The sequence below is a fragment of the Fastidiosipila sanguinis genome (assembly GCF_002998295.1).
In the GTDB taxonomy this organism is placed as follows: Bacteria; Bacillota; Clostridia; order Saccharofermentanales; family Fastidiosipilaceae; genus Fastidiosipila; species Fastidiosipila sanguinis.
Genome location: NZ_CP027226.1, coordinates 783,329 through 804,446, shown reverse-complemented (window position 1 = coordinate 804,446; position 21,118 = coordinate 783,329). Strand labels below are relative to the sequence as shown.

General features: G+C 33.2%; 17 protein-coding genes, 3 tRNA genes and 1 other annotated feature. Of the genes, 16 read left to right on the top strand and 4 right to left on the bottom strand.

From position 1 onward, the window contains the following. Position 1: 1 nt before the first annotated feature. Complete coding sequence (locus C5Q98_RS03465) at positions 2–2,581, bottom strand: ATP-dependent DNA helicase (protein ID WP_106012324.1); 2,580 nt, start codon at positions 2,579–2,581, stop codon at positions 2–4. A gap of 100 nt (positions 2,582–2,681) precedes the next feature. Continuing rightward, positions 2,682–5,228, bottom strand: a complete 2,547-nt coding sequence (locus C5Q98_RS03460; RefSeq protein ID WP_106012323.1) for a M1 family metallopeptidase — start codon at positions 5,226–5,228, stop codon at positions 2,682–2,684. Positions 5,229–5,503: 275 nt separating this feature from the next. Here C5Q98_RS03460 and C5Q98_RS03455 point away from each other — a divergent pair. The 9 genes from C5Q98_RS03455 (at position 5,504) to C5Q98_RS03415 (ending at position 10,891) form a co-directional block, all read left to right on the top strand. After that, positions 5,504–5,580 (top strand) — tRNA-Ile (locus tag C5Q98_RS03455). 20 nt (positions 5,581–5,600) lie between these two features. Beyond that, positions 5,601–5,685: transfer RNA gene (locus tag C5Q98_RS03450), tRNA-Tyr, on the top strand. Positions 5,686–5,738: 53 nt separating this feature from the next. Beyond that, positions 5,739–5,824 (top strand) — tRNA-Leu (locus tag C5Q98_RS03445). Between the two features lie 142 nt (positions 5,825–5,966). Next, entirely contained in the window at positions 5,967–6,803 is an 837-nt protein-coding gene (locus C5Q98_RS03440; protein WP_106012322.1) for a hypothetical protein, read from the top strand. Positions 6,804–6,898: 95 nt separating this feature from the next. Continuing rightward, positions 6,899–8,002, top strand: a complete 1,104-nt coding sequence (gene prfB / locus C5Q98_RS03435) for a peptide chain release factor 2 (RefSeq protein ID WP_106012321.1) — start codon at positions 6,899–6,901, stop codon at positions 8,000–8,002. 46 nt (positions 8,003–8,048) lie between these two features. Beyond that, positions 8,049–9,236 (top strand): nicotinate (nicotinamide) nucleotide adenylyltransferase, encoded by a 1,188-nt coding sequence (gene nadD / locus C5Q98_RS03430; protein WP_106012320.1) that lies wholly within the window; start codon positions 8,049–8,051, stop codon positions 9,234–9,236. A 13-nt stretch (positions 9,237–9,249) separates the two neighbouring features. Then, on the top strand, positions 9,250–9,600 hold the full coding sequence (rsfS, locus tag C5Q98_RS03425) for a ribosome silencing factor (RefSeq protein WP_106012319.1): 351 nt from the start codon (positions 9,250–9,252) through the stop codon (positions 9,598–9,600). Positions 9,601–9,684: 84 nt separating this feature from the next. Then, positions 9,685–10,374: a helix-hairpin-helix domain-containing protein gene (locus C5Q98_RS03420; RefSeq protein ID WP_106012318.1), complete on the top strand. Its 690-nt coding sequence runs from the start codon at positions 9,685–9,687 to the stop codon at positions 10,372–10,374. A gap of 16 nt (positions 10,375–10,390) precedes the next feature. Next, positions 10,391–10,891, top strand: a complete 501-nt coding sequence (locus C5Q98_RS03415; RefSeq protein WP_106012317.1) for a dihydrofolate reductase — start codon at positions 10,391–10,393, stop codon at positions 10,889–10,891. 82 nt (positions 10,892–10,973) lie between these two features. On the opposite strand, the gene C5Q98_RS03410 is transcribed toward C5Q98_RS03415, so the two are convergent. Together C5Q98_RS03410 and C5Q98_RS03405 are read right to left on the bottom strand one after the other, a co-directional pair. Next, positions 10,974–11,858 carry an IS3 family transposase gene (locus tag C5Q98_RS03410; protein ID WP_242967403.1) on the bottom strand — a complete coding sequence of 295 codons (885 nt, stop codon included), beginning with the start codon at positions 11,856–11,858 and terminating at the stop codon, positions 10,974–10,976. Then, entirely contained in the window at positions 11,831–12,364 is a 534-nt protein-coding gene (locus tag C5Q98_RS03405; protein ID WP_106012315.1) for a helix-turn-helix domain-containing protein, read from the bottom strand. Before C5Q98_RS03405 ends, C5Q98_RS03410 begins: the two co-directional genes overlap by 28 nt. A gap of 212 nt (positions 12,365–12,576) precedes the next feature. Here C5Q98_RS03405 and C5Q98_RS03400 point away from each other — a divergent pair, with 212 nt between their 5' ends. The 7 genes from C5Q98_RS03400 (at position 12,577) to C5Q98_RS03370 (ending at position 21,034) form a co-directional block, all read left to right on the top strand. After that, a complete protein-coding gene (locus C5Q98_RS03400) occupies positions 12,577–13,695 on the top strand; it encodes a metal ABC transporter solute-binding protein, Zn/Mn family (RefSeq protein ID WP_106012314.1) in 1,119 nt (372 codons plus the stop codon). A gap of 121 nt (positions 13,696–13,816) precedes the next feature. Continuing rightward, positions 13,817–14,064: a binding site (T-box leader), on the top strand. A 52-nt stretch (positions 14,065–14,116) separates the two neighbouring features. Beyond that, a complete protein-coding gene (ileS, locus tag C5Q98_RS03395; protein ID WP_106012313.1) occupies positions 14,117–17,311 on the top strand; it encodes an isoleucine--tRNA ligase in 3,195 nt (1,064 codons plus the stop codon). Between the two features lie 71 nt (positions 17,312–17,382). Continuing rightward, positions 17,383–18,099, top strand: a complete 717-nt coding sequence (locus C5Q98_RS03390; RefSeq protein ID WP_106012312.1) for a site-2 protease family protein — start codon at positions 17,383–17,385, stop codon at positions 18,097–18,099. A 36-nt stretch (positions 18,100–18,135) separates the two neighbouring features. Next, on the top strand, positions 18,136–18,972 hold the full coding sequence (locus tag C5Q98_RS03385) for a segregation and condensation protein A (RefSeq protein WP_106012311.1): 837 nt from the start codon (positions 18,136–18,138) through the stop codon (positions 18,970–18,972). Next, complete coding sequence (gene scpB / locus C5Q98_RS03380; RefSeq protein ID WP_106012310.1) at positions 18,972–19,610, top strand: SMC-Scp complex subunit ScpB; 639 nt, start codon at positions 18,972–18,974, stop codon at positions 19,608–19,610. Before C5Q98_RS03385 ends, scpB begins: the two co-directional genes overlap by 1 nt. 12 nt (positions 19,611–19,622) lie before the next feature. Next, positions 19,623–20,306: a (d)CMP kinase gene (gene cmk / locus C5Q98_RS03375; protein ID WP_106012309.1), complete on the top strand. Its 684-nt coding sequence runs from the start codon at positions 19,623–19,625 to the stop codon at positions 20,304–20,306. Then, positions 20,300–21,034, top strand: a complete 735-nt coding sequence (locus tag C5Q98_RS03370; protein WP_106012308.1) for a lysophospholipid acyltransferase family protein — start codon at positions 20,300–20,302, stop codon at positions 21,032–21,034. The genes cmk and C5Q98_RS03370 overlap by 7 nt, the downstream gene beginning before the upstream one ends. The last annotated feature ends 84 nt before the right edge of the window (positions 21,035–21,118 follow it).

Genomic DNA, 21,118 nt, shown 5'->3' with positions numbered 1-21,118 from the left:
ATTAATTATCTGGACCCAATAATTCCTTAAGTTCTCCCATGTTATTGGCTACTTCAATTTCCCAATCTTCAGGAAGTAATTGACGGTACTGTGGTTTGTTGTAACGCTCATCGATTAGAAGAATGAATCCTGTATCAGTTTCAGAGCGAATAAGTCTACCAGCTGCTTGAAGAATTTTACTTACTGCAGGATACAAATAGGCGAAATTAAAGCCATTATGAAATTTATAATCATAATATTCTGACATAATATTTCTCTCAGGACTTACTTGAGGAATGCCTACACTTACTATGGATACTCCTGTTAATGTATCACCAACAAGGTCAATACCTTCACCAAAAATACCTCCAAGCACAACTATACCTACAACTATCTTATCTGGATCTGGTGCGGCGAATTTTTCTAAGAATTTTTGGCGCTCTTTCTGACTCATGTTTCGCTCTTGTTCTACCCAAATTATATTTCTTCCGTTCAAAATTTTCTTGAGCAGAGGCACAACAAGATCTATGTACGCAAATGATGGGAAATAAACAAATTGTTGACCACCTTTGAGAAGTATTGAAAGAGCTAAAGATTTTGCAATTTGGGCGGCACTAGTTTTTCTTTCTTTATATGTTGTTTTAGCATAGTCTGCTATAAATACTTCTAAATTTTCTGGAGGGAAAGGGGAGTATAAGCTCAAAGTGTTAGGTCTATTATCTCTTTCATTTCCACAGAAATTATAAGCAAAATACTCAATAGGTGTTAATGTAGCGGAGAAGAAAATTGCTGCATGTTTATTTATATAGGTCTTGCTTATCTCAGCAGAAGTATCTAAACATATTAATTTTAAATATACATTGTTCTTAAATTTTCTAGCACAAGCAACATAAGCATCACTCCAAAATTCATCTGTTATTCTTATAAAAAACTTAACTTCTCCAATTATTTCAACTAGTTTCCGATGGGCTTTTGGATCTATAATATCTTCCAAAAAGTTTCTGGCATGCTGAACCCAGGCAAGTAAAGCTTCATTTAGATTTCTTAACTTAGAATTTGTAGCACGAAAATTCTCTGCTTGTACAACCCTGATATCTTGGGTACGCTCAGCATTATTTAAATTCACCTCAAGTTCATCAAATCCATCCTTACCCTCAGAAATTGCATGTTCTAGTTTGTTTAAATAACTAATTATGTAGTCATTATATGAATACAATCTCATGTTTTCATTAGGCAAGAGAGTCTTCACGTAGTTAAAATCTTCTTTGTCTAATGTAGCAGAATACATATCTCTAGATCTATCTATCAGGTTGTGCGCTTCGTCAACTAGGACAATTTGAGGTTGACCCTGCTTGGAAAAATAGCGCTCAAGCTGAATTCTAGGGTTGAAGACATGATTATAATCACAAATAATTACATCGCAATGCAAAGATACATCTAGACTCAATTCAAAAGCGCAGACCTTATGTTTTTCTGAAACTTTTTTTATTATCTCTGCATTAATATCTTGAATTGGCCAGAGGTCTTCTAGTGCACCAGGTAAGTTGTCATAATAGTTTAAAGAATAAGGACAATCTGTTGAGTCTTTATGATAAGGGCAGATTTGCTCTTTAGCCATCAATGTAATAGAGCGCAAAAATAGACCTGAATTTTGACGTAGGTCCTCAATTGCATTTTCAGCAGCTACTCTGGTTGAAGTTTTTGCAGTTAAGTAAAAAATATGCTCAAACTTATGATTAGCTAATTGTTTAATGGCAGGGAAGAGAGCGGAAATTGTTTTCCCTGTTCCGGTTGGAGCTTGGGCTATTAGTGGTGTTATGGTTTGGATGTTTCTATAAACTTCATCCATAAAATCTTCTTGTCCAGAACGTATCTGAGTATAAGGGAATTCCATATTTTCAATACTCAAGTCACGACGATTTTCACGCTCTTTGATGCTTAGAGCCATGTTCATGTATTTATTACATGTCTCAACAAACCAGGACTCTAGGTCATCCCAACTGGTATATTTAAATTTAAAATCACATTCCAAGGTTTCGACAGAAACATACGCAAGAGCATAAGGTATTGAATCAGGAATCTCTTGTCCGGTTTTGAGCTTATTACTCCAGTACATGTATGTGTAAATTTTTGATTGAAGCCAGTGAATTTTTTCACCTTCATATGGTATCTCGTTAAGAGGTCGGTTTACTGTTTTAACCTCAATAATAAAGTCTTCCTCTGGATTTTCTTCAAAATTAAAAAAACTGATATTATTTTCATCTTTAATAGGCTGTAATAAAAGATCAGCACGCCCTGATACTTCAAGTGCATCGATTGAAAAAGAGTTTTGCTTAGGGACAAAAACAGAACTATCTTCATTTGAAGAGATCTTTGAGAACTCATATATACTATCTAATTTCAGTTCAGAGGTAATATCATAGTTGCGAAATTCAGCTTTTATTTTATTTGCAAAAGCTTGATGAGTTCGACTACCTTCTCTAGCACTTAAGCTGGAGTAGTTAATCTGGTTAATACTTCCACTACGATATAGAGTTTCAACTAGAGTTCTAGCTGCTACATGAATAATATTGTTTTCTGATTTAGCTGAAATGTTTGCCAAAGCTTTTTCTTCCTTTACATTAATAGAGTAAAAAAATACCACTAGATATAGAGTTTAACACTAATCTAGTGGTTGAATGTATTATTTTAGAAAAGCAAAACTATTCTTCAGCAAAATCTTTGAGGGCGGATTTAACCTCTTGTTTATTAGCTTTAATCAAATCAATTCTAGCTTCAATTTGTTTTGCGGACATTTCAATATTTCTCTTAATTGCAAAATTATCTAATTCACTTTCGAAGAAATCGTTGAATTCTTGTAATCTTTCTTCAGTCTGGAATACATATCCAGGGATTCTTACAAAACTATCAAAACTCATATCACCGCCGAGTGCGACTTTTAGCCATTCCCAGTTGTCACGAGCCCAGTTCCAAACATCTTCTTGGCAGAAGTCTTTACGTAAGAATGAAGAGTACCATGAAGCTAGATCTTGAGGTTTAACAATATCTTTGTTCTTCCAAGTACCAATAATCTTTTTGAGATTATTCTGATCTTCTGTGAATGCTAAAGCTGATTTAATGTCATCCTTAAATGCTACATTGCTACTGTTTTCATAAAGTTTCAATAATTCGCTAATTAAGTCTTCAGATTCAAAATGTTTGACTTCAGTTCTAAGAACGAAGAAACGTATTGATGCAGGAAGCTCTTCCAGATTGTTTTTATTATCTGTGAAAAGTTTATGTGCCTCAGTAACTGCAGGTTTATATTCTGCGAAAAGCATATTACTTATTGCTATTTCTCTGACAATTTCATCATCGAAGCTATCATTTTCTTTTGGTAAGAAGCCTAGGCGATTGAAATTGTTTATATTTGAAAGTAGTGCCAAAGCTTTCAAGTTAGCTTCGCTATCATCCTCAGCATCAACAAATAATTCTAAACCTCTTAAAATTCTATTGTTTAGTCCAACCAACATGTAAGCTTGCTCATCACTAAGTTTCTGAACAAATTTAATTAGATTGGCATAAGGTATGCGTTGACCTTGAGCTAATAATAATTGCTCTTGCACTAGCTGATATTTATTAATTTTATCGTAGCTCTTGAAATTGTCTAAAATATCTTTTAACAAATTATCATCATAATTAGTGATGTAGTGAGCCATGTTATTAAAATTAAGTCTGAAAGGTTTACCGTATTTTTCTCTTAATTCGGAGTAGGAGCTTATCTCAGTTCCTTTATCGGTATAAGTAAAGTTAATATCTTCCCAAGTACTGTTTAGTGGAATTTGATATAGCCTGTTTCTATCTTGATGAGGGCCAATAAAGAATTGTTCTTGATCTAGTTTAATTGCATCTCCATCAAGCTCTGCACTAACAACAGGATATCCAGGTTGAGTCAACCAAGAATTCATAAATTCACTAATATCTTTGCCTGAAACAGAGGAGAGGGCAGACCACAAATCTTCACCACTAGTATTTTGGTATTGATGTTCATTAAAGTACTTATTCAGTCCTTTGGCGAAGATTTCATCACCTAGAGCGTAACGAAGCATTTGTAATAAACGGCTACCTTTAGCGTAAACAATAGCAGCATCAAAAATTGTATTTACTTCATCAGGGTGTTTGACTTCAGTTTGTACAGATTGTACTCCATCAGTTGCATCTCTATTTAGTGCAGCAGGAACGTCACTGCTTTGGAATGATTCGAAAATATTCCAACTTGGTTCTAAAGCGTTTACACAGACGTATTCCATCATATTAGCAAAGCTTTCATTTAGCCAAAGATTATCCCACCAGTTCATAGTTACAAGGTTTCCAAACCACATGTGAGCTAATTCGTGTGAAATTGTTAAGGCAATTCCTTGTCTATGTTGTAAACTAGTATTTTCGTTTGCTATTAAGTACATCTCACGGTAGGTAACAAGACCCCAGTTTTCCATTGCACCTGCTGAGAAGTCAGGCAAGGCAACGTGCAATGATTGTGGGAGAGGATAAGGGAAGCCGTAGTAGTCTTCAAAAAACTCTATAGCTCTTTTGGCTATATCTAATGCAAAATTAAGATGTTCTAGTTCATGTGCTTTTGTTGAGTAAACAGCAACTTTTGTACCACTATTTGTTTCAGTTGATATTGACTGGAGATCACCTAATGCGAAAGCTAAAATATAAGTAGACATTCTTGGTGTAGTCATAAATTCCCAAATACCAGTTTCAGACCCTTGACCAACTTTAGCTTCTGGCATGTTTGCTAGAGCAATTTCTCCATCTTTTTGGTCAAATTTAAGTTTTAAATCAAATGTAGCCTTAGCAATAGGTTCATCTACACAAGGGAAAGCCTGTCTGGCAAAGTGACTTTCAAACTGAGTTGCAACTAATTCTTTCTTTTGGCCATCATGTGTATAATAACAAGGATAAATACCATCCATGTTATCTGTGATATTACCACTGTAATCTAGCTCAATAGTAATTTCGCCGGTTTGATTAGCAGCGATTATAATGTGATCATTTTCGTTATCTATTTCAAAACTAACTGCCTTACCATTTATTCTTACTTCTGAGATATGTAAATCTTTTTGGTGAAGTTTGAATGATTCTGACTTAGCATTAGCTTGAATCCTAGTTTTACCAGAGAATGTTTTGCTTTTACGATCGATATCAAAAAACAAATCATAATGAGAAGGGACCAGGTTATTTATTAAATGTTCAACGGTTTTCATAGTAAACTCCTTTTTATTTATAGATGATTAGATGATATCCACGGATATCATTAGTTAATAGTAAACCTTTTAATTGTGATTACCATTGTAATAAAAATTGTAATAAAAAACTTTAAAATATTGCTTGATTATTTTTTGTTTAACATATATACTGTCATTCACGCTCAGTTTTTAGTAGTTATTTGTTTGCAAAAATAATGATTTTAAAAAGAGCTTGACTGAATGAACTTTGGTTTATATAATCTTATTCGTTGCTTGAATAGTTGAACGGCAACGGGCCTTTAGCTCAGTTGGTTAGAGCAGTCGGCTCATAACCGACCGGTCCTGGGTTCAAGTCCCGGAAGGCCCACCACTATAAACAGGCAAGGACATGGGGGAGTTCCCGAGCGGCCAAAGGGGGCAGACTGTAAATCTGCTATCTACGATTTCGATGGTTCGAATCCGTCCTCCCCCACCAGTTTAAAACCACCGGCAAACCGGTGGTTTTTTATATTGATAATATTTTGATCTGCGACCATGGCGGAATTGGCAGACGCGCTAGCTTCAGGTGCTAGTGTCTTTTAGACGTGCAGGTTCAAGTCCTGTTGGTCGCACCACTTATTAGAAAGAACTATCTGTTTTTCTAGTGGTTTTTGTCTTTTTTATTTACCATATTTTGATAATATATTAATTTAAAATATAAATAGCTAATTCAACATGTGATAAACTTAGAACAATTAAATATAAGGAAAAGAGTATATGAGCCTAACATTTATGATTGAAGCCTTAAAGTTCAATAAATTGAAAAGTAGAAATACTATTAAATACATTTTTTTGATAGTTTTTTTGCTTAATTCGTTGTTTTTATTATTTCCTCTTGGAGATAAAGATTTATCACCTTTCATAAATTGGGTTTACAATAATGGGAATTTGTTTAATGAGACTAGGTATCTTTTGCCAGATGCAAATGCAAATAGTATTTTGTCTTGGGGAAATATTATTTACCTATCATCTCAACTAGTGATGAAATTGCTTAATTTGGCATTTGTATTTTTATATGGAGCTATAGCTTTGGGTGATTATATAGGCAAGCCAAGTTCAGAAAGTATAGAAACCTATCTGAAAAAAATTCCCCAATTATTGCTATTTCTAGCTTTACTAATAGTCCCATTTGTATCTGGAGCATTCCTATTTATGCTACCTTTTTATATAATCCTTACTAAGCTAGTTTTCAGTATGTTTTATGTTTATGAAGATAAGGAAAAGTTAAGTACAGCCTTGTCTGAAAGTTTCTATCAAACTAAAGGAATAACTTTTAGTTTGGTTTGGTCTTTAATCATTTTAGAATTTGTATTAAGTTTAATTAGAAATCTATTGGCCTTGCTTGTACCTGCTAATATTGTTGGATATAGTTTGATTACAGCTTTTTCAACAGCGGTTTCAGTATTTGTGATTGGTAGATTATTTACTCTTTATTATATATATTATGCAAAAATAAACCCTAGAGGATTGGTAAGAATTGAAGGTTCTGTATTTGATATTGTGGATAATATCAAACATATTCAGGAGGAAATTTCTGGCGAGCCTAGAGATTGATATAGCTATTTGAACATAGTTTTTACGGGACGATTTTTGCTATATTTCTATATGATTTATAAAGAATTTTTGATTGAAGTAGTTTGGGAGAAAGAATGACAGATTACACTTATATAAAAAGTGAATTGAAAGATTATGAAGATAAATTAGAGAGTTTGGAAAAAGCTCTCCATATTGATACTAAAGCATCAAGATTGGAAGAATTAAAACAAATTTCTCAAGAACCTAATTTTTGGACTGATCAAGAAAGAGCAATTGAGATTCAAAGTGATATTAAACAAATGGAAACTGGAATAGAAAGCTTTAATAATTTAAAAGCTCAATACGAAGACTTGTTTGTTCTAATTGAATTAGGTGAAGAATCTGGTGATAGTACTCTTGATGAGGAGTTAATGGATCAAATTGCAGAATTCAAAAAATTATATGAGCAATTATTCATGGAAACCTTATTTACTGAAGCTTATGATGAGAATAATGCATACTTAAGCTTACAAGCTGGAGCTGGTGGTACAGAAGCAATGGACTGGGTAGAAATGCTTTTGCGTATGTATCAACGTTATGCAGAACAAAATAATTTCGTATTCACAATTAATGATATTTTGCTAGGGGAAGAGGCAGGAATTAAAAGTGTAGATTTCTCAATAGAAGGTAAATATGCTTATGGATATTTGCGTTCTGAAATGGGAGTGCATCGTTTAGTTAGAATTAGTCCTTTTGATTCTTCCGGACGTAGGCATACATCTTTTGCTTCATTGGAAGTAGTGCCAGAAATAGATGACAAAATTGAAATAGAAATAAATCAAGATGATTTAAGGATAGATACCTATAGAGCTTCAGGAGCTGGAGGACAACATGTTAACAAAACCTCATCAGCGGTTAGAATTACTCACTTGCCAACAGGTATTGTTACAGCCAGTCAGGCGGAGCGATCTCAACACCAAAATAAAGATGTTGCTATGCGACAACTAAAATCTAAATTGGTGGCTTTAGCTCAAAAATTGAATAAAGAAAAAATTGATGATCTGAAAGGTGAACAACTTGATATTGCTTGGGGAAGTCAGATAAGATCCTATGTTTTTCAACCTTATACAATGGTAAAAGATCATAGAACAAATTATGAGACTGGTGATGTAGATGCAGTAATGGACGGAGATATTCAAGGGTTTATATTAGCATTTTTATCAAGTGAAAAAGAATAAGTTAAGTATAAATTTAATTAGATGAGAAGATTATAAAAGAGGTATTATGGCAATTGCAATATTTGGTGGAACTTTTGATCCAATTCACATAGCACATGAAAATATAGTAAAAGAAGCAAGTAAACTTAATGAAATAAGAAAAGTTATAGTTATCCCAGCCGGGAACCCACCACACAAAACAGATAAATGGGTATCTTTTGCTAGTTATAGATTGCAAATGACAGAAATCGCACTTGCAGGTTTAAAAATAGTAAAAGTTTCTCGATATGAAATAAAAAGAAAAAATAAGTCCTATACTTTAAAAACCATAAAACATTTTAAGAAAAAGTATAATGATGAAAAAATATACTTGATAATTGGTGGAGATTCATTTTTTTCTTTTGAAAAATGGTATAAATTTGAAGACATTTTGAAAATTGCTACACTATTAGTGGTAGAGCGACCAGGAGAAGATGGTAATCTAAACAAGCACAAAAAATATCTTGAGAACAAGTATTCTGCTAACGTAGAGTTTTTGAAGATGGAGACACAAGATATATCAAGTACTGAGTTGAGAGAAAAGTTGCTAAAAAAGGATTATGATCTAGAAGGAATCAACCCAAAGGTTTTAAACTATATAAAGCAAAATAAAATTTATAGAAAGAAAAGAGACCTCAATAAAATTTTCTCTGCTGAACAAATAAAAGAACTTAGAGAATATGAAAGAATTTTATTCTCATTACTTTCAACGTATAGAGTTGGTCACTGTGTTAATGTAATGTACAAAGCTATAGATATTGCTGAAATAATGGGAGAAGATCTGTTTACTGCTGCTGTTGCAGGATTATTACATGACTCAGCAAAAGAAATTAAACCTAGTGACTATCAAGATTTCCTTGACAAAGCTGATGCATCATATGTTGAAATTGATAAGATTACTCATGGTCCTTTGGCAGCATACCTATTAGAGCCAATGTTTGGCATTAATGATGAAAATATATATAATTCTATTTATTATCATTCAACATTAAGAGGTGATCTGAGTAATTTAGATGCAATTGTATATTTAGCGGATAAAACAGAACCTGCAAGAAAATATAATGGTGTAAAAAAAATACGAAAATTAATAAAGAAGAATGATATTAAAGAGGCGCTACTACTTAGTCTAAAATTGAATGCTGATAACTTAGCAAATAATCGCCAAAAAGCTCACAAAAATTCAGTAGCTGCCTATAAAACAATAAAAAACATGTAGGAAAAGGAGTTTTATGTTAGAAGAAAATAATAATATTACAAAAGAAGATATTAAGAAAATTGCTGATGCTGTAGTTGATGCCTTAGAAAATAAAAAAGGTCACGATATTGAAATTTTAGATATTACCGGAAGTTCACTTGCAGATTATTTTGTGTTGTGCACAGGAAATTCAAATACACAGATCAAAGCATTAGCTGATGAAGTTGAATTCAAATTAAGAGAAGATTTTAACCTAGAAGTAAGAAGTAGCGAAGGTTTCGATACAAGAGAATGGATACTTCTGGATTATGGTGATGTTATTGTCCATATTTTTAGCAAAGATGCTAGAGAATTCTATCAGCTGGAAAGACTCTGGGCTAAATAGTAACTGTCTTTGATAACATTTGTTACTTATTGTGAATAGGGAAGATGATTGCCTCAAATAAAATATATTTATGGAGGTGATTATATGAAAAGCAGTGTTAAATTTTGGATTAGTAATTTAGCTTTTATAACAGCTTTTATTATTGGAGTTTTGTTTTTTATTCAGAAGAATAGTTCTGAAGACTTACTAATAAGAGCAGAAGGCAATAGTTCAAAAATTAATGGAAACTATGAGCTAACAGATTCTGACAGTACTGATATAAGCAAGGATGTCTCTGAGCAAGCTAATGTACCTGAAAAAGAAGTTGAATCAGTATCAAAAAAGTATCCAATCTATATTACAGGTGAAATAAATAATCCTGGCATTTATCATGTTACAGAGAATACCTATGTTTATGAAGTGGTTGAAATGGCTGGTGGATTCACAGAAGAAGCTGCTGAGAGTTATATAAATTTAGCTGCAAAAGTTAGCTTAGAATCTCATATTTATGTTCCTAATATTAATGATAGTGAAATAGAAATATTGAGTAATCTTAGTAGCAATTCTAATAGTATTGGATCAGAAAATAATACATCAAATAATAATTTAGTAAATATAAATACAGCTAGCATAAAAGAACTAAAGACACTGCCAGGAATTGGTCAAGCTATGGCAGAGAGAATAATTAATTATCGTAAGGAATCTGGGGTTTTTAAAAGTATTGAAGAATTAATGAATATTAGTGGAATTAAAGAAACAAAGTTCAATAGCATAAAAGAATTAATCACTACATGATCTTAGGAGTGTATCAATGGAAATAGTTGTATTAGTTGATAATAACTGGGGTATTGGTTACGCAGGTGATCAGCTTGTCAGAATAAAAGAAGATCTACAAAATTTTAAAAAGATAACTGAAAATGGAATTGTAATTTATGGTAGAAAAACTTTAGAAACTTTTCCTGGAGGAAAGGTCCTAAAGAATAGAGAAAATTGGATTCTATCTAGGACAGTGCAGAAAATAGATGGGGCTACAGTCTTCAATGATATTGATTATTTATTAAGGCAGATTGAAGATGCTGAGGAAGAAGGTAAAAAGATATTCTGTATTGGTGGAACGGAGATCTATGAGCAATTGTTGCCATACGTGAATATTTGCCATGTAAGTAAAGTCCATAAAGAATATGAAAATGTTGACAGATTTTTCCCTAATCTCGATAAAAATAAGGATTGGTATTTGGCAGAAAAATCACAGCTACTATATTCCGATTCTGCCGATGTACACTATAGTTTTAATACTTATATAAGGAAGTAGATAAATTAATCATAAATTATATATGTCAAGGCATCCTGAATGTGTAGTGAACCCCAAAATCCGGACATCAATTTAATAATATTTAAGCGGACTGTAATCTGTATTCAACAGGTGAAAGTCCGTTTAATTTTACCTTTATTCTATCTTCATTGTACCATTTTATATACTCTATAATTACTTCTATTAATTGTTCTAAATTCTTAAAATCTTCACCATAAAACATTTCTTGCTTCATTATTCCAAAGAAATTTTCCATCGGTGAATTATCTAAACAGTTTCCTTTTCTGGACATACTTTGTTTTATTCCTCTCGTTTCCAATCGTTTTACCCAACTGCTGTGTTGGTAATGGAAACCTTGGTCACTGTGAATTACTAATTCACTTACATCTTTAACCCTTTTTAAGGCTTCATCTAAAGCTTTATTTGTAAACGCAGTTGTTGGGTGTTTGTCAATTGAGAACGAAATAATTTCACTATTGTAAGTATCTAGTATTGCAGATAAATATATTTTTTCTTCGCTATTCTTTAATCTGAATTCTGTTACGTCTGTTAACCACAATTCGTTTGGTCTAGCAGTGTTAAACTGGCGCTTGACCAAATTATCAGCTACTTCTCCAACTTTTCCTCTGTAGGAATTATATTTTCTGGATCTTGTTTTGAATTTTGTGCTCAATAAGTTTTGTTCTCGCATAATACGTAGAACTTTTTTGTGGTTAACTACTAATCCTAGCTTTCTAAGTTTCATTGAAACTCTTCTGTATCCATATCTATAACTAGATTCTTTTACAACCTGCACTATTGCTAATACTATCTCTTTGTCTTTATCTACAGGTTTATCTAGCTTGTTTTTCCATTCGTAGTAAGAAGAACGTGGTAGCTCCGCTAAGCTTAACCAAATTTTTAACTGGATTTTTGGAAACTCTACTTGTAACTCTAGAATTACTTTTGTTTTGGCCTTGGCTGGTATTCTCCCTCGTCCATCTCTTCCAGCAAGGCTTCTAACTTTTTTTCGTAAATTTCTTTTAATTTAAGATACTTTACCTCTTCGCGTAAGCGTATTAACTCTTCACGCTCACTCTCGTTTAATGGTTTTGGATTTTTACTCTTTGACACTTTTCGGGACCTTCCTTGTTTTCCTTCCAAACCAGAGAAGCCTTTCTCTTCATATTTTTTGGCCCATGTATATACAATTGCACCATTAGTAACGCCGAAATGTTCTGCTGCTTCTCGGTATGAACATTTATTTATCTCTCTATATTTTATTACCGAAAGCTTAAAATCGCTACTATAACTTTTAGTAGTAAGTTTTTTGATCAATCCATGCTTACCACGTGCGTTGTACCAATTAATCCAATTATTAACTGTTCTTACTGGAACTCCATATTTTTTAGCGATTAAAACACTCCCTCCATTCTTACCACTTAAGTAATCTTTAATTACTTCTAATTTGAATTCATCACTATATTTAGGCATAAATTTACCCCTCCATCCTTTCACTTCTGTGTCCGGATTTTGGGGTGCAGTTCAATGGGATGCTTTTTTATTAAAAAAATATACTCATGAATTTATACTAAAAAATAATAGATTATAAAAAGTAGGCTTGACTTTATAATCTCTGTGTTTTAGAATGCTTATTGTTAGCAAATGCGAAAGAGTTGCAAATAAAAATAAAAGGGAGAAAATCTATGAATTTACAAAAAATAGGAAGAGCAGGATTAGCTGTACTTTTAAGTTTTAGTTTAGTCGCATGTAATGCTGGTGGTAAGCCAAGTACTACAAATGAAAAGCAAGATAATGATTCTAATAAATTGAATATCGCAACCTCATTTTATCCAATGTATGAATTTACTAAAGCTATTACAGGTGAAACTGCAAACGTAACTAACATAATGCCAGCAGGAAGTGCATCACATGGATGGGAACCTTCTGCAAAACAAGTTGCAGAGTTATCAAAAGCAGATTTGTTAATTTACCAAGGTGCTGGTATGGAAGAATGGATAGATTCTGTTAAAGCAAGCTTGGAGAGTGAAGGAAGTAAATTAAAATGGGTGGAAGCAGGTGAAGGTATAGAGTTATTGCCAGGACATTCTCATGACCACGACCATGATCACGAGGATGACCACGATCACGACCACGACCATGATCACGAGGATGACCACGATCACGACCACGACCATGATCGCGAGGATGACCACGATCACGACCATGACCACGATCATGAGGGTGAACACGACCATGAGGATGATCACGACCACGAACATGAACACAGCCATACCTATGATCCACATCTATGGTTAAGTCCAAAAAATAGTAGCAAAATGTTGGAGAATATTAAGAACGCTTTAGTTGAAATAAATCCAGAAGCTAAAGATACATATGAGAAGAATTTTAATGACTACAACATGAAATTAAAAGAACTAGATAAACTTTACTCAGAGAAATTGAGTGAGAATAACGTAAAAAGTTTTGTTATTACTCATGAGGCATTTGGATATATAGCAAAAGACTATGGTCTAAAACAATACGGTTTAACAGGTATGGGTACTGAACAAGATCCGAATCCAGAAAAGATGAAAGAAATGGTAAATCTAGTTAAATCAGAACATATGAAAGCGATATACTTCGATGACGCTGGAAGTGACAAAATTGCACAAGTTTTAGCTAATGAAATTGGAGATGTTAAAGTTTTACCATTAACAACAATGCATTCTCCTACAGAAGAGGAATTAGCAGCAGGAGAGACTTACTTTACAAAAATGGAGAGAAACTTAGAAAATCTCTGTGTGAACAATCAAGCTAAGTAATTAAGTAATAATATTTAATACCATTAACTCTAGTCTAGCTACAGTTTTGTAGAGACTAGAGTTTTTGCTATTAAAATATAAAAACACTTGACTAGAATTCTTTTAAAAGCTAGAATTTAGCTTAAATACGATGACTGGAAGAGTAGTTCTTGATGATAATTACAGAGAGTCGATGTAGCTGGAATATCGATATTTAGTCTTGAATGAAGATCATCCACGAGTAGTCAAGGTGAAAGACAATATCAATTAGCTTTGACCGGTAATACCTGTAAGGCTGTACCGTTATCACTGATGAGTGTTTCTGAACGTTTCTGTGAGCGCCGGAAATAATCGGGTGGTACCACGCTTAATCTTTTAGGCGTCCCGATGTGGGGGCGTTTTTTTCTGCCTAAAAATATTAATCGAGGATTAGGAGAGTATTATGTACAAGAAAATAAATTCTGATATGAATTTTAAGGATAGAGAAGTCTCTATCCAAAAAGTTTGGAAAGATAATAATATTCAAGAAAAATTAGAGAATATGAATACAGATGGTCCAAGCTATACAGTTTATGATGGACCTCCAACAGCTAATGGTAAACCTCATATTGGTCACGTTTTGACTAGATCAATCAAAGACTTAGTGCCTAGATATAGAAGAATGAAGGGTTACCAAGTTGAATTTAAAGCCGGTTGGGATACTCATGGTCTTCCAGTTGAAATTGAAGTAGAAAAACGCTTAGGTCTAGATGGAAAAGAAGACATCGTTGAATACGGTGTAGAAGAGTTCATTAAGCAATGTAAAGAAAGTGTTTGGAAATACCAAGATGAATGGGAACAACTGTCAGAACGTTTAGCATATTCTGCTGATATGAAAAATCCATATATTACTTATGATAATAAATTTATTGAATCTGAGTGGTGGGCGATTAAGCAAATTTGGGATAAAGATCTATTATATAGAGGCTTTAGAGTTGTACCTTATTGTGCACGCTGTGGTACTGCTTTATCAAGCCATGAAGTAGCACAAGGATATAAAGAAGTTAAAGATGTTTCAGCATTCGTAAGATTTAAAGTTAAGGGCGAAGATAACTGGTTCTCAGCTTGGACAACAACTCCATGGACCTTGCCTTCTAACGTTGCATTGACAGTTAACAAAAACTTGGACTATGTTTTAATTGAATTAAATGAAACAGCTGTAGAGCATAATCATAGAGGTTCAGAAGTCGCGTTGGCAGCAGGTACTAGATACTATGTTGCAGAAGCTTTGGCAGACTCTGTGTTTGGTGAAGATTCATATAAAGTTATCGATAAATTTAAAGGTGAAGATTTAGTAGGCAAAGAGTATGAGCCTATTCTTCCATATGCCAACAAAACAGTTGCTGAGCAAAGTGATAAAAAAGCTTTTGTAGTCTGTGAAGCAGATTATGTAACTTTAAGTGATGGTACAGGTATAGTTCATACCGCTCCGGCTTTTGGTGAAGATGACTCTAAGGTTGGCAAAAAATATGATCTAGCGTTCGTACAATTAGTTGACTCTGAAGGAAAAATGACTGCAGATGTTACTGATTTTGCAGGCCAATGGGTTAAAGATGCCGATGCAGGTGTTTTAACCAAATTATTTGAAGATAATTCATTATTGCGAAGTGAAAAATATAAACATAACTACCCACATTGTTGGAGATGTTCTACTCCATTGATTTACTATGCTAGAGACGAGTGGTTCATTGAAATGACTAAAGTCAGAGAGAACCTATTAGCAAATAATGAGAAAGTTACATGGATGCCAGAAACTGTTAAGACAGGAAGATTTGGTAATTTCTTGGATAATGTAGTTGACTGGAATATTTCACGAGAGAGATTCTGGGGTACACCGTTGCCTATCTGGGAGTGTAAGTCATGTGACAAGTATCATTGTGTTGGCTCAATTGATGAATTGCTTGAACTTTCTCCTGATGCAAGTGCTGATATCGAATTACATAAACCATATATTGATGATATAACTGTCAATTGTCCTGATTGTAAGAGTAAAATGACAAGAACTCCTGAAGTTATGGATGTCTGGTTTGACTCTGGTTCAATGCCTTTTGCACAATATCATTATCCTTTTGAAAACAAAGATAAGTTTGAAGCTAATTTCCCAGCTGGATTTATTTCAGAAGCAGAAGACCAAACTAGGGGTTGGTTCTATGCATTGATGGCAATTAGTACTCTCTTGTTTGACAAAACTCCATACGATAGTGTTTTAGTTATGGGATTAGTCCAAGACGAGAATGGTCGTAAAATGAGTAAGCATTTAGGCAATGTTGTAGATCCTTGGTCTGTATTGGATGCACAAGGTACAGATGCAGTTCGTTGGTATTTCTATACTAACTCCAATCCATGGTTACCTAGCCGTTTCAGTTCTGAAGCTGTAACTGAAGGTATGCGTAAATTCATGGCTACAATTTGGAATACTTTAGCTTTCTATACAATGTACGCAGACATAGACAAATTTGATCCATGCGCATATGAATTAGATTATTCTAAGTTACCTGTTATGGATAGATGGTTACTGGCTAAGTTGACTGAGCTAATTGCAAAAGTAGATGAGAAATTATCTAACAAAGATATGGATATTACTGGTGCAGCAAGATTAATCGAGAAATTTGCCGATGAATTAAGTAACTGGTATGTAAGACGTTGTAGAGAGCGCTTCTGGGTTGGTGAAATGGAAGAAGATAAGATCAATGCTTATATGACTCTATATACTACTCTAGAGCAAGTATCTAGATTAATTGCGCCATTTACTCCATTCTTAGCTGAAGAGATTTATCAAGTTGTGGTTAAGACAACAAACTCAGATGCCCCAGAGAGTGTTCACTTATGTTCATATCCAGAAGTTAATCAAGAATGGGCAAACCAAGAACTTGTAGATTCAATGGAGCTATTGATTGATAGTGTTCAATTGGGAAGAGCGGCTCGTAATAATTCAGGCATCAAAAATCGTCAGCCACTCTCAAGAGTTTTAATTACTGGAATTAAAGCATTTGATGAAGAATTATCTAAAGTTTTAACAGAAGAAATAAATGTAGATGAAATTGAGTATGTAGATAGTTTAGAGTCTTTAACCACTTATTCATTTAAACCTAACTTTAGGGTTCTAGGTAAGAAAATAGGTTCAAAAATTCCTGCAGCTAAACAAGCTCTAGAAAACTTAAATGGTGATAAGGCTTGGAAAGAACTACAAGAAACTGGCTATATTAGAGTTGAGATTGATGGTGAAGAGTTCGATTTAGTTGAAGAAGACTTAGAAGTTGAAGCTAATAATATTACAGGTTATCAAATCGAAACAAGTCCAACTATTAACTTAGCACTAGACCTAAATCTTGATGAGAATCTAATTAATCGTGGTTACATAAGAGAGATAGTTTCCAAGGTTCAAAATCTAAGAAAAGATTCAGGATTTGAAGTAACTGATAGAATTAAATTGTATGTTGCTGGATCAGATAAGGTCTTAGTAGCTGTAAATAAATATGCTGAAGAATTAAAAGCAGATGTTCTTGCAACAGATTTAGAAACAAGTAAAATTGAAAGTTCTATAAAAGTTGATATCAACGGTGAAAATGCATTCTTGGGTGTTGAGAGAAACTCCTAAAAAATAGGGAAATCTAGGGAAAGATTGTTAACAGAGTAAGTGAAACTGATATAAAAATATAGAGGGTGAAAATGTTTGATAATTTTGATTTGAATTCATATTTAATCGGTCTATTTGTACTGTTCTTATCAATTAGTGTCCATGAATGGGCTCACGCATACTTTGCTTATAAAATGGGTGATGAGACTGCTCTTAGAGCTGGTCGTATCACCCTAAATCCCATAAAACATTTTGAGCCAATAGGTTTGATGCTAATCCTTTTTGGGGCACCAGTCGCTTGGGGTAAACCTGTGCCAGTAAATTCTAACAACTTTAGAAGAGATGTAAATCGTAAAAATGCAATGCTCTGGGTCAGTCTATCTGGGATTACATTTAATCTAATCCTTGCTGTTGTAGCAGCTGCGTTATTTTATACCATAGCACTGATATATAATCTGTTAGTTTTCAATTCTGTAGAGCTTTCTGGGCTCAGCTTAACTGTTTTAACCACACTTCAACAGATTAATTACTCATTGATATTTTTAAATGTTAACTTAGCAGTGTTTAATTTGCTGCCTATTCCTCCGTTGGATGGATTTGAATTAGCTAATCGCTTTTTGCCAGATAAATGGAGCTATATAATTAACCAGTATTCTAGAAATATAGGATTTGTATTGTTAATGGTAATAGTTTTCTTTAATAGACCATTTTCGATGTTCCTAGGAAAAATAATTACACCAATAGTCAGTTTAATTGAATGGCCATTTAGAGAATTAAGTACATGGATATTCAATCTAATTGTTGGTTAAAGGACTACAAGTTAGAATAAGTTTTTTAGGTAAAAAATGTCAAAAATTGATAATAAGAAAGATATCAACAATATAATTGGGAATGAAGCTAAAGGCCCAGAACTTCACTTAGGTGATTTTTCTGGACCTTTAGATCTTTTGCTATACCTAATCGACAAAAATGAAATTGATCTTTTTGATATACCTATTGCAGAGTTGACGAATCAGTACTTAGAATACTTAACATCATTAACTGAAGTAGATTTAAATAATATTGCAGACTTTCTTGCAGTGGCAAGTGATTTAGTGCAAATTAAATCCAAAATGATTTTGCCTTCTTATAAAGAAGATGGTAGTTCAGAAGACCCAAGAGATGAACTGGTATGGAAGCTTTTGCTTTACAGACGTTGCAAACTTATAGCAAGACAACTAGAGGAAAGAGAAGAGCGCTATTCAGGGGTAATCTTTAGAAAACGTTTACCTGATAATGAACTAGGAATAGAAGTAAAAGATAAGACAGTTTTTTATACAGATGCCAGCGAATTTAAAACTTTTAGGTTTGATGAGGCTGTACAAAATATAGCAGCAAGAAATCAGGCACGATATCAGGATTTAAGTGAAAAAATTAACTATATTGTTAAACGTAAACACTTATCAATATTAGATCAGATTAATAATCTTAATACTCAGCTTAATAAGCATTCAATAATAAACTTTAATAACTTATATTCTAAGAGTGAATCAAAAGCAGAGTTATTAACAGGATTTTTAGCTGTTTTAGAATTATTAAAAAATAATGAAATAATAGCCACACAAAAAGAAGCTTTTGCAGATATAATTTTAAGTAAAAATAATGATGAAAAGAATAGCAATAGTAAGGATGAAACAGACTAATGAATATGATTGATAATGAAAAGCAGAAATTAAGCATATTGGCTATTCTTGAAGCAATAATTTTTGCTTCTGGAAATCCTGTAGAAAAAGCTGATTTGGAAGCTTTTTTTGATTTGAGTAGTAAAGATTTAGAAGATTTAATTAAGCAATTAAAAATTAAATATGAGGATTCAAAGCATGGTTTTGAATTACGTATAATTGGTTCAGCAGTGGCTTTTGCAACTAAAACAGAAGTAAAAGATGAAATTTCTGGATTTTTTAATAGTGAAATCAAAAGGACTAAGTTGACTCAAGCTAATTATGAAACTCTTGCAGTGGTAGCGTATAACGAACCTGTCACTAGAGCTGATATAGAAGAGGTCAGAGGAGTTAATTCAGATAGTGCTTTAAATAGATTGATTGAAAAAGGTCTAGTTGAAATGACAGGAACGTTGGATGCTCCTGGTAGACCAGCACTTTTTGGTGTTACAGAGTTGTTTTTACAGCTTTATGGTATTGAGAATTTAAATCAACTTGAACCTATGGATATGCTTATGTACGAAACTATAAGAGATTTTGAAACTTCATATCACAAAGAGAGTGATTTGGAGGAGAAAGAGTCAGTAGACTCAGGTGACGATTTAGGTACTGTTTATTAAGGAGGTGTACTTATGAATGATGTTTATACAATAGCAATAGATGGTCCTGCAGGTGCTGGTAAGACTACAGTTTCAAGAGACTTAGCAAATAAGCTAAATATATTGCATTTAGATACAGGCGCTATGTATAGAGCAAGTGCATTGGCTTGTCTTCAATCAGGAATTGAAAAAGGTGATACAAATGCAATTATAAAAGTTGTCAATGATAGTGATATCACTGTAGAGTTCCAAAATGGAGAACAAAAAACTATGTTAAACGGAGAATGTGTTAATCATCTTATAAGAACACCTGAGGTATCTCTATGGGCATCAGATGTAAGTGCAGTTCCAGAGGTAAGATTGAAATTAGTTGAAATTCAAAGAGATTTATCTAAAAAAATTAGCATGGTAATTGATGGTAGAGATATTGGGACTTACGTTTTGCCAGATGCAGATTTTAAAATATTTATGACAGCAGATCAAAAACTAAGAGCAGAAAGAAGATATAAAGAGCTCATTGCGAAAGGTGTTGAAGTTGATTTTGAAGAGGTTTTGCAAGATCAGCTTTATAGAGACGAGCAAGATACTAATAGAGAATTTGCACCTTTAAAAGCAGCTGAGGATGCTTTTATCTTCGATACTACAGGATTAAGTATTTCTGAATGCGCTGATATAATTATTGACTATATGAATAAAAATAGGAGTACTGAATGTTAAACGAAAAAGCAAAAAATAGAGTATTAAAAAATATAGATAAACCACTACCTGAAGATGATAAAAAAATGTTTAATTTTCCCAGAAGATTTATCTTAGGAGCAGTTAGGTTATTTATCAACATATTTTATCCAATGGAATTTGAAAATTTGGATAATTTACCTGATGATGGTGCTGCTATAGTAGCAGGAAATCATGGTAGTAATTTAGATGCTCCATTCTTAATGTTTGCCATAAATGAGCGTAAACGTTGGGGTTATTTTGTAGCAAAAGAATCTCTAATGAGATATCCATTATTAAGTAATATATTATTGAAATTTAGAGTTATTCCCGTCAATACTTCAGAGGTTGAAGCCTACAGTGTTAAAGCGATTTTTAATGTACTTAAGCAAGATAAAGTCTTAGCAATTTTTCCACAGGGTACTAGGTGTAAGACAGAGGAAAAGCTAGCAAAAGTAGCACCAAAGACAGGAGCGATTTCATTTGCACTTCGAACCAAAACTCCAATCATACCAATTGCAATTGATAGTGAGTATAAGCTCTTCAAGAAAAGTCGTATAATTTTTGGCGAACCATATTACATTCAAACAGACAAAAAGAGATTAAGTGAAGCTGAGATGATGGCAGAATCTATTATCTTAATGGAGAAAATTTTCGCTCTAATGGGTAAGGAATATCCTCTGGCTGATAAAGAAAAACTAACTGATGGAATTTTATCTGACCTAAATTAATAAGAAATGATGGAATATAAAATTATAGTGAACTATAAAAATTGTAATTTGTAGGTAAAATGACGATTTTAAAAAAAATATATA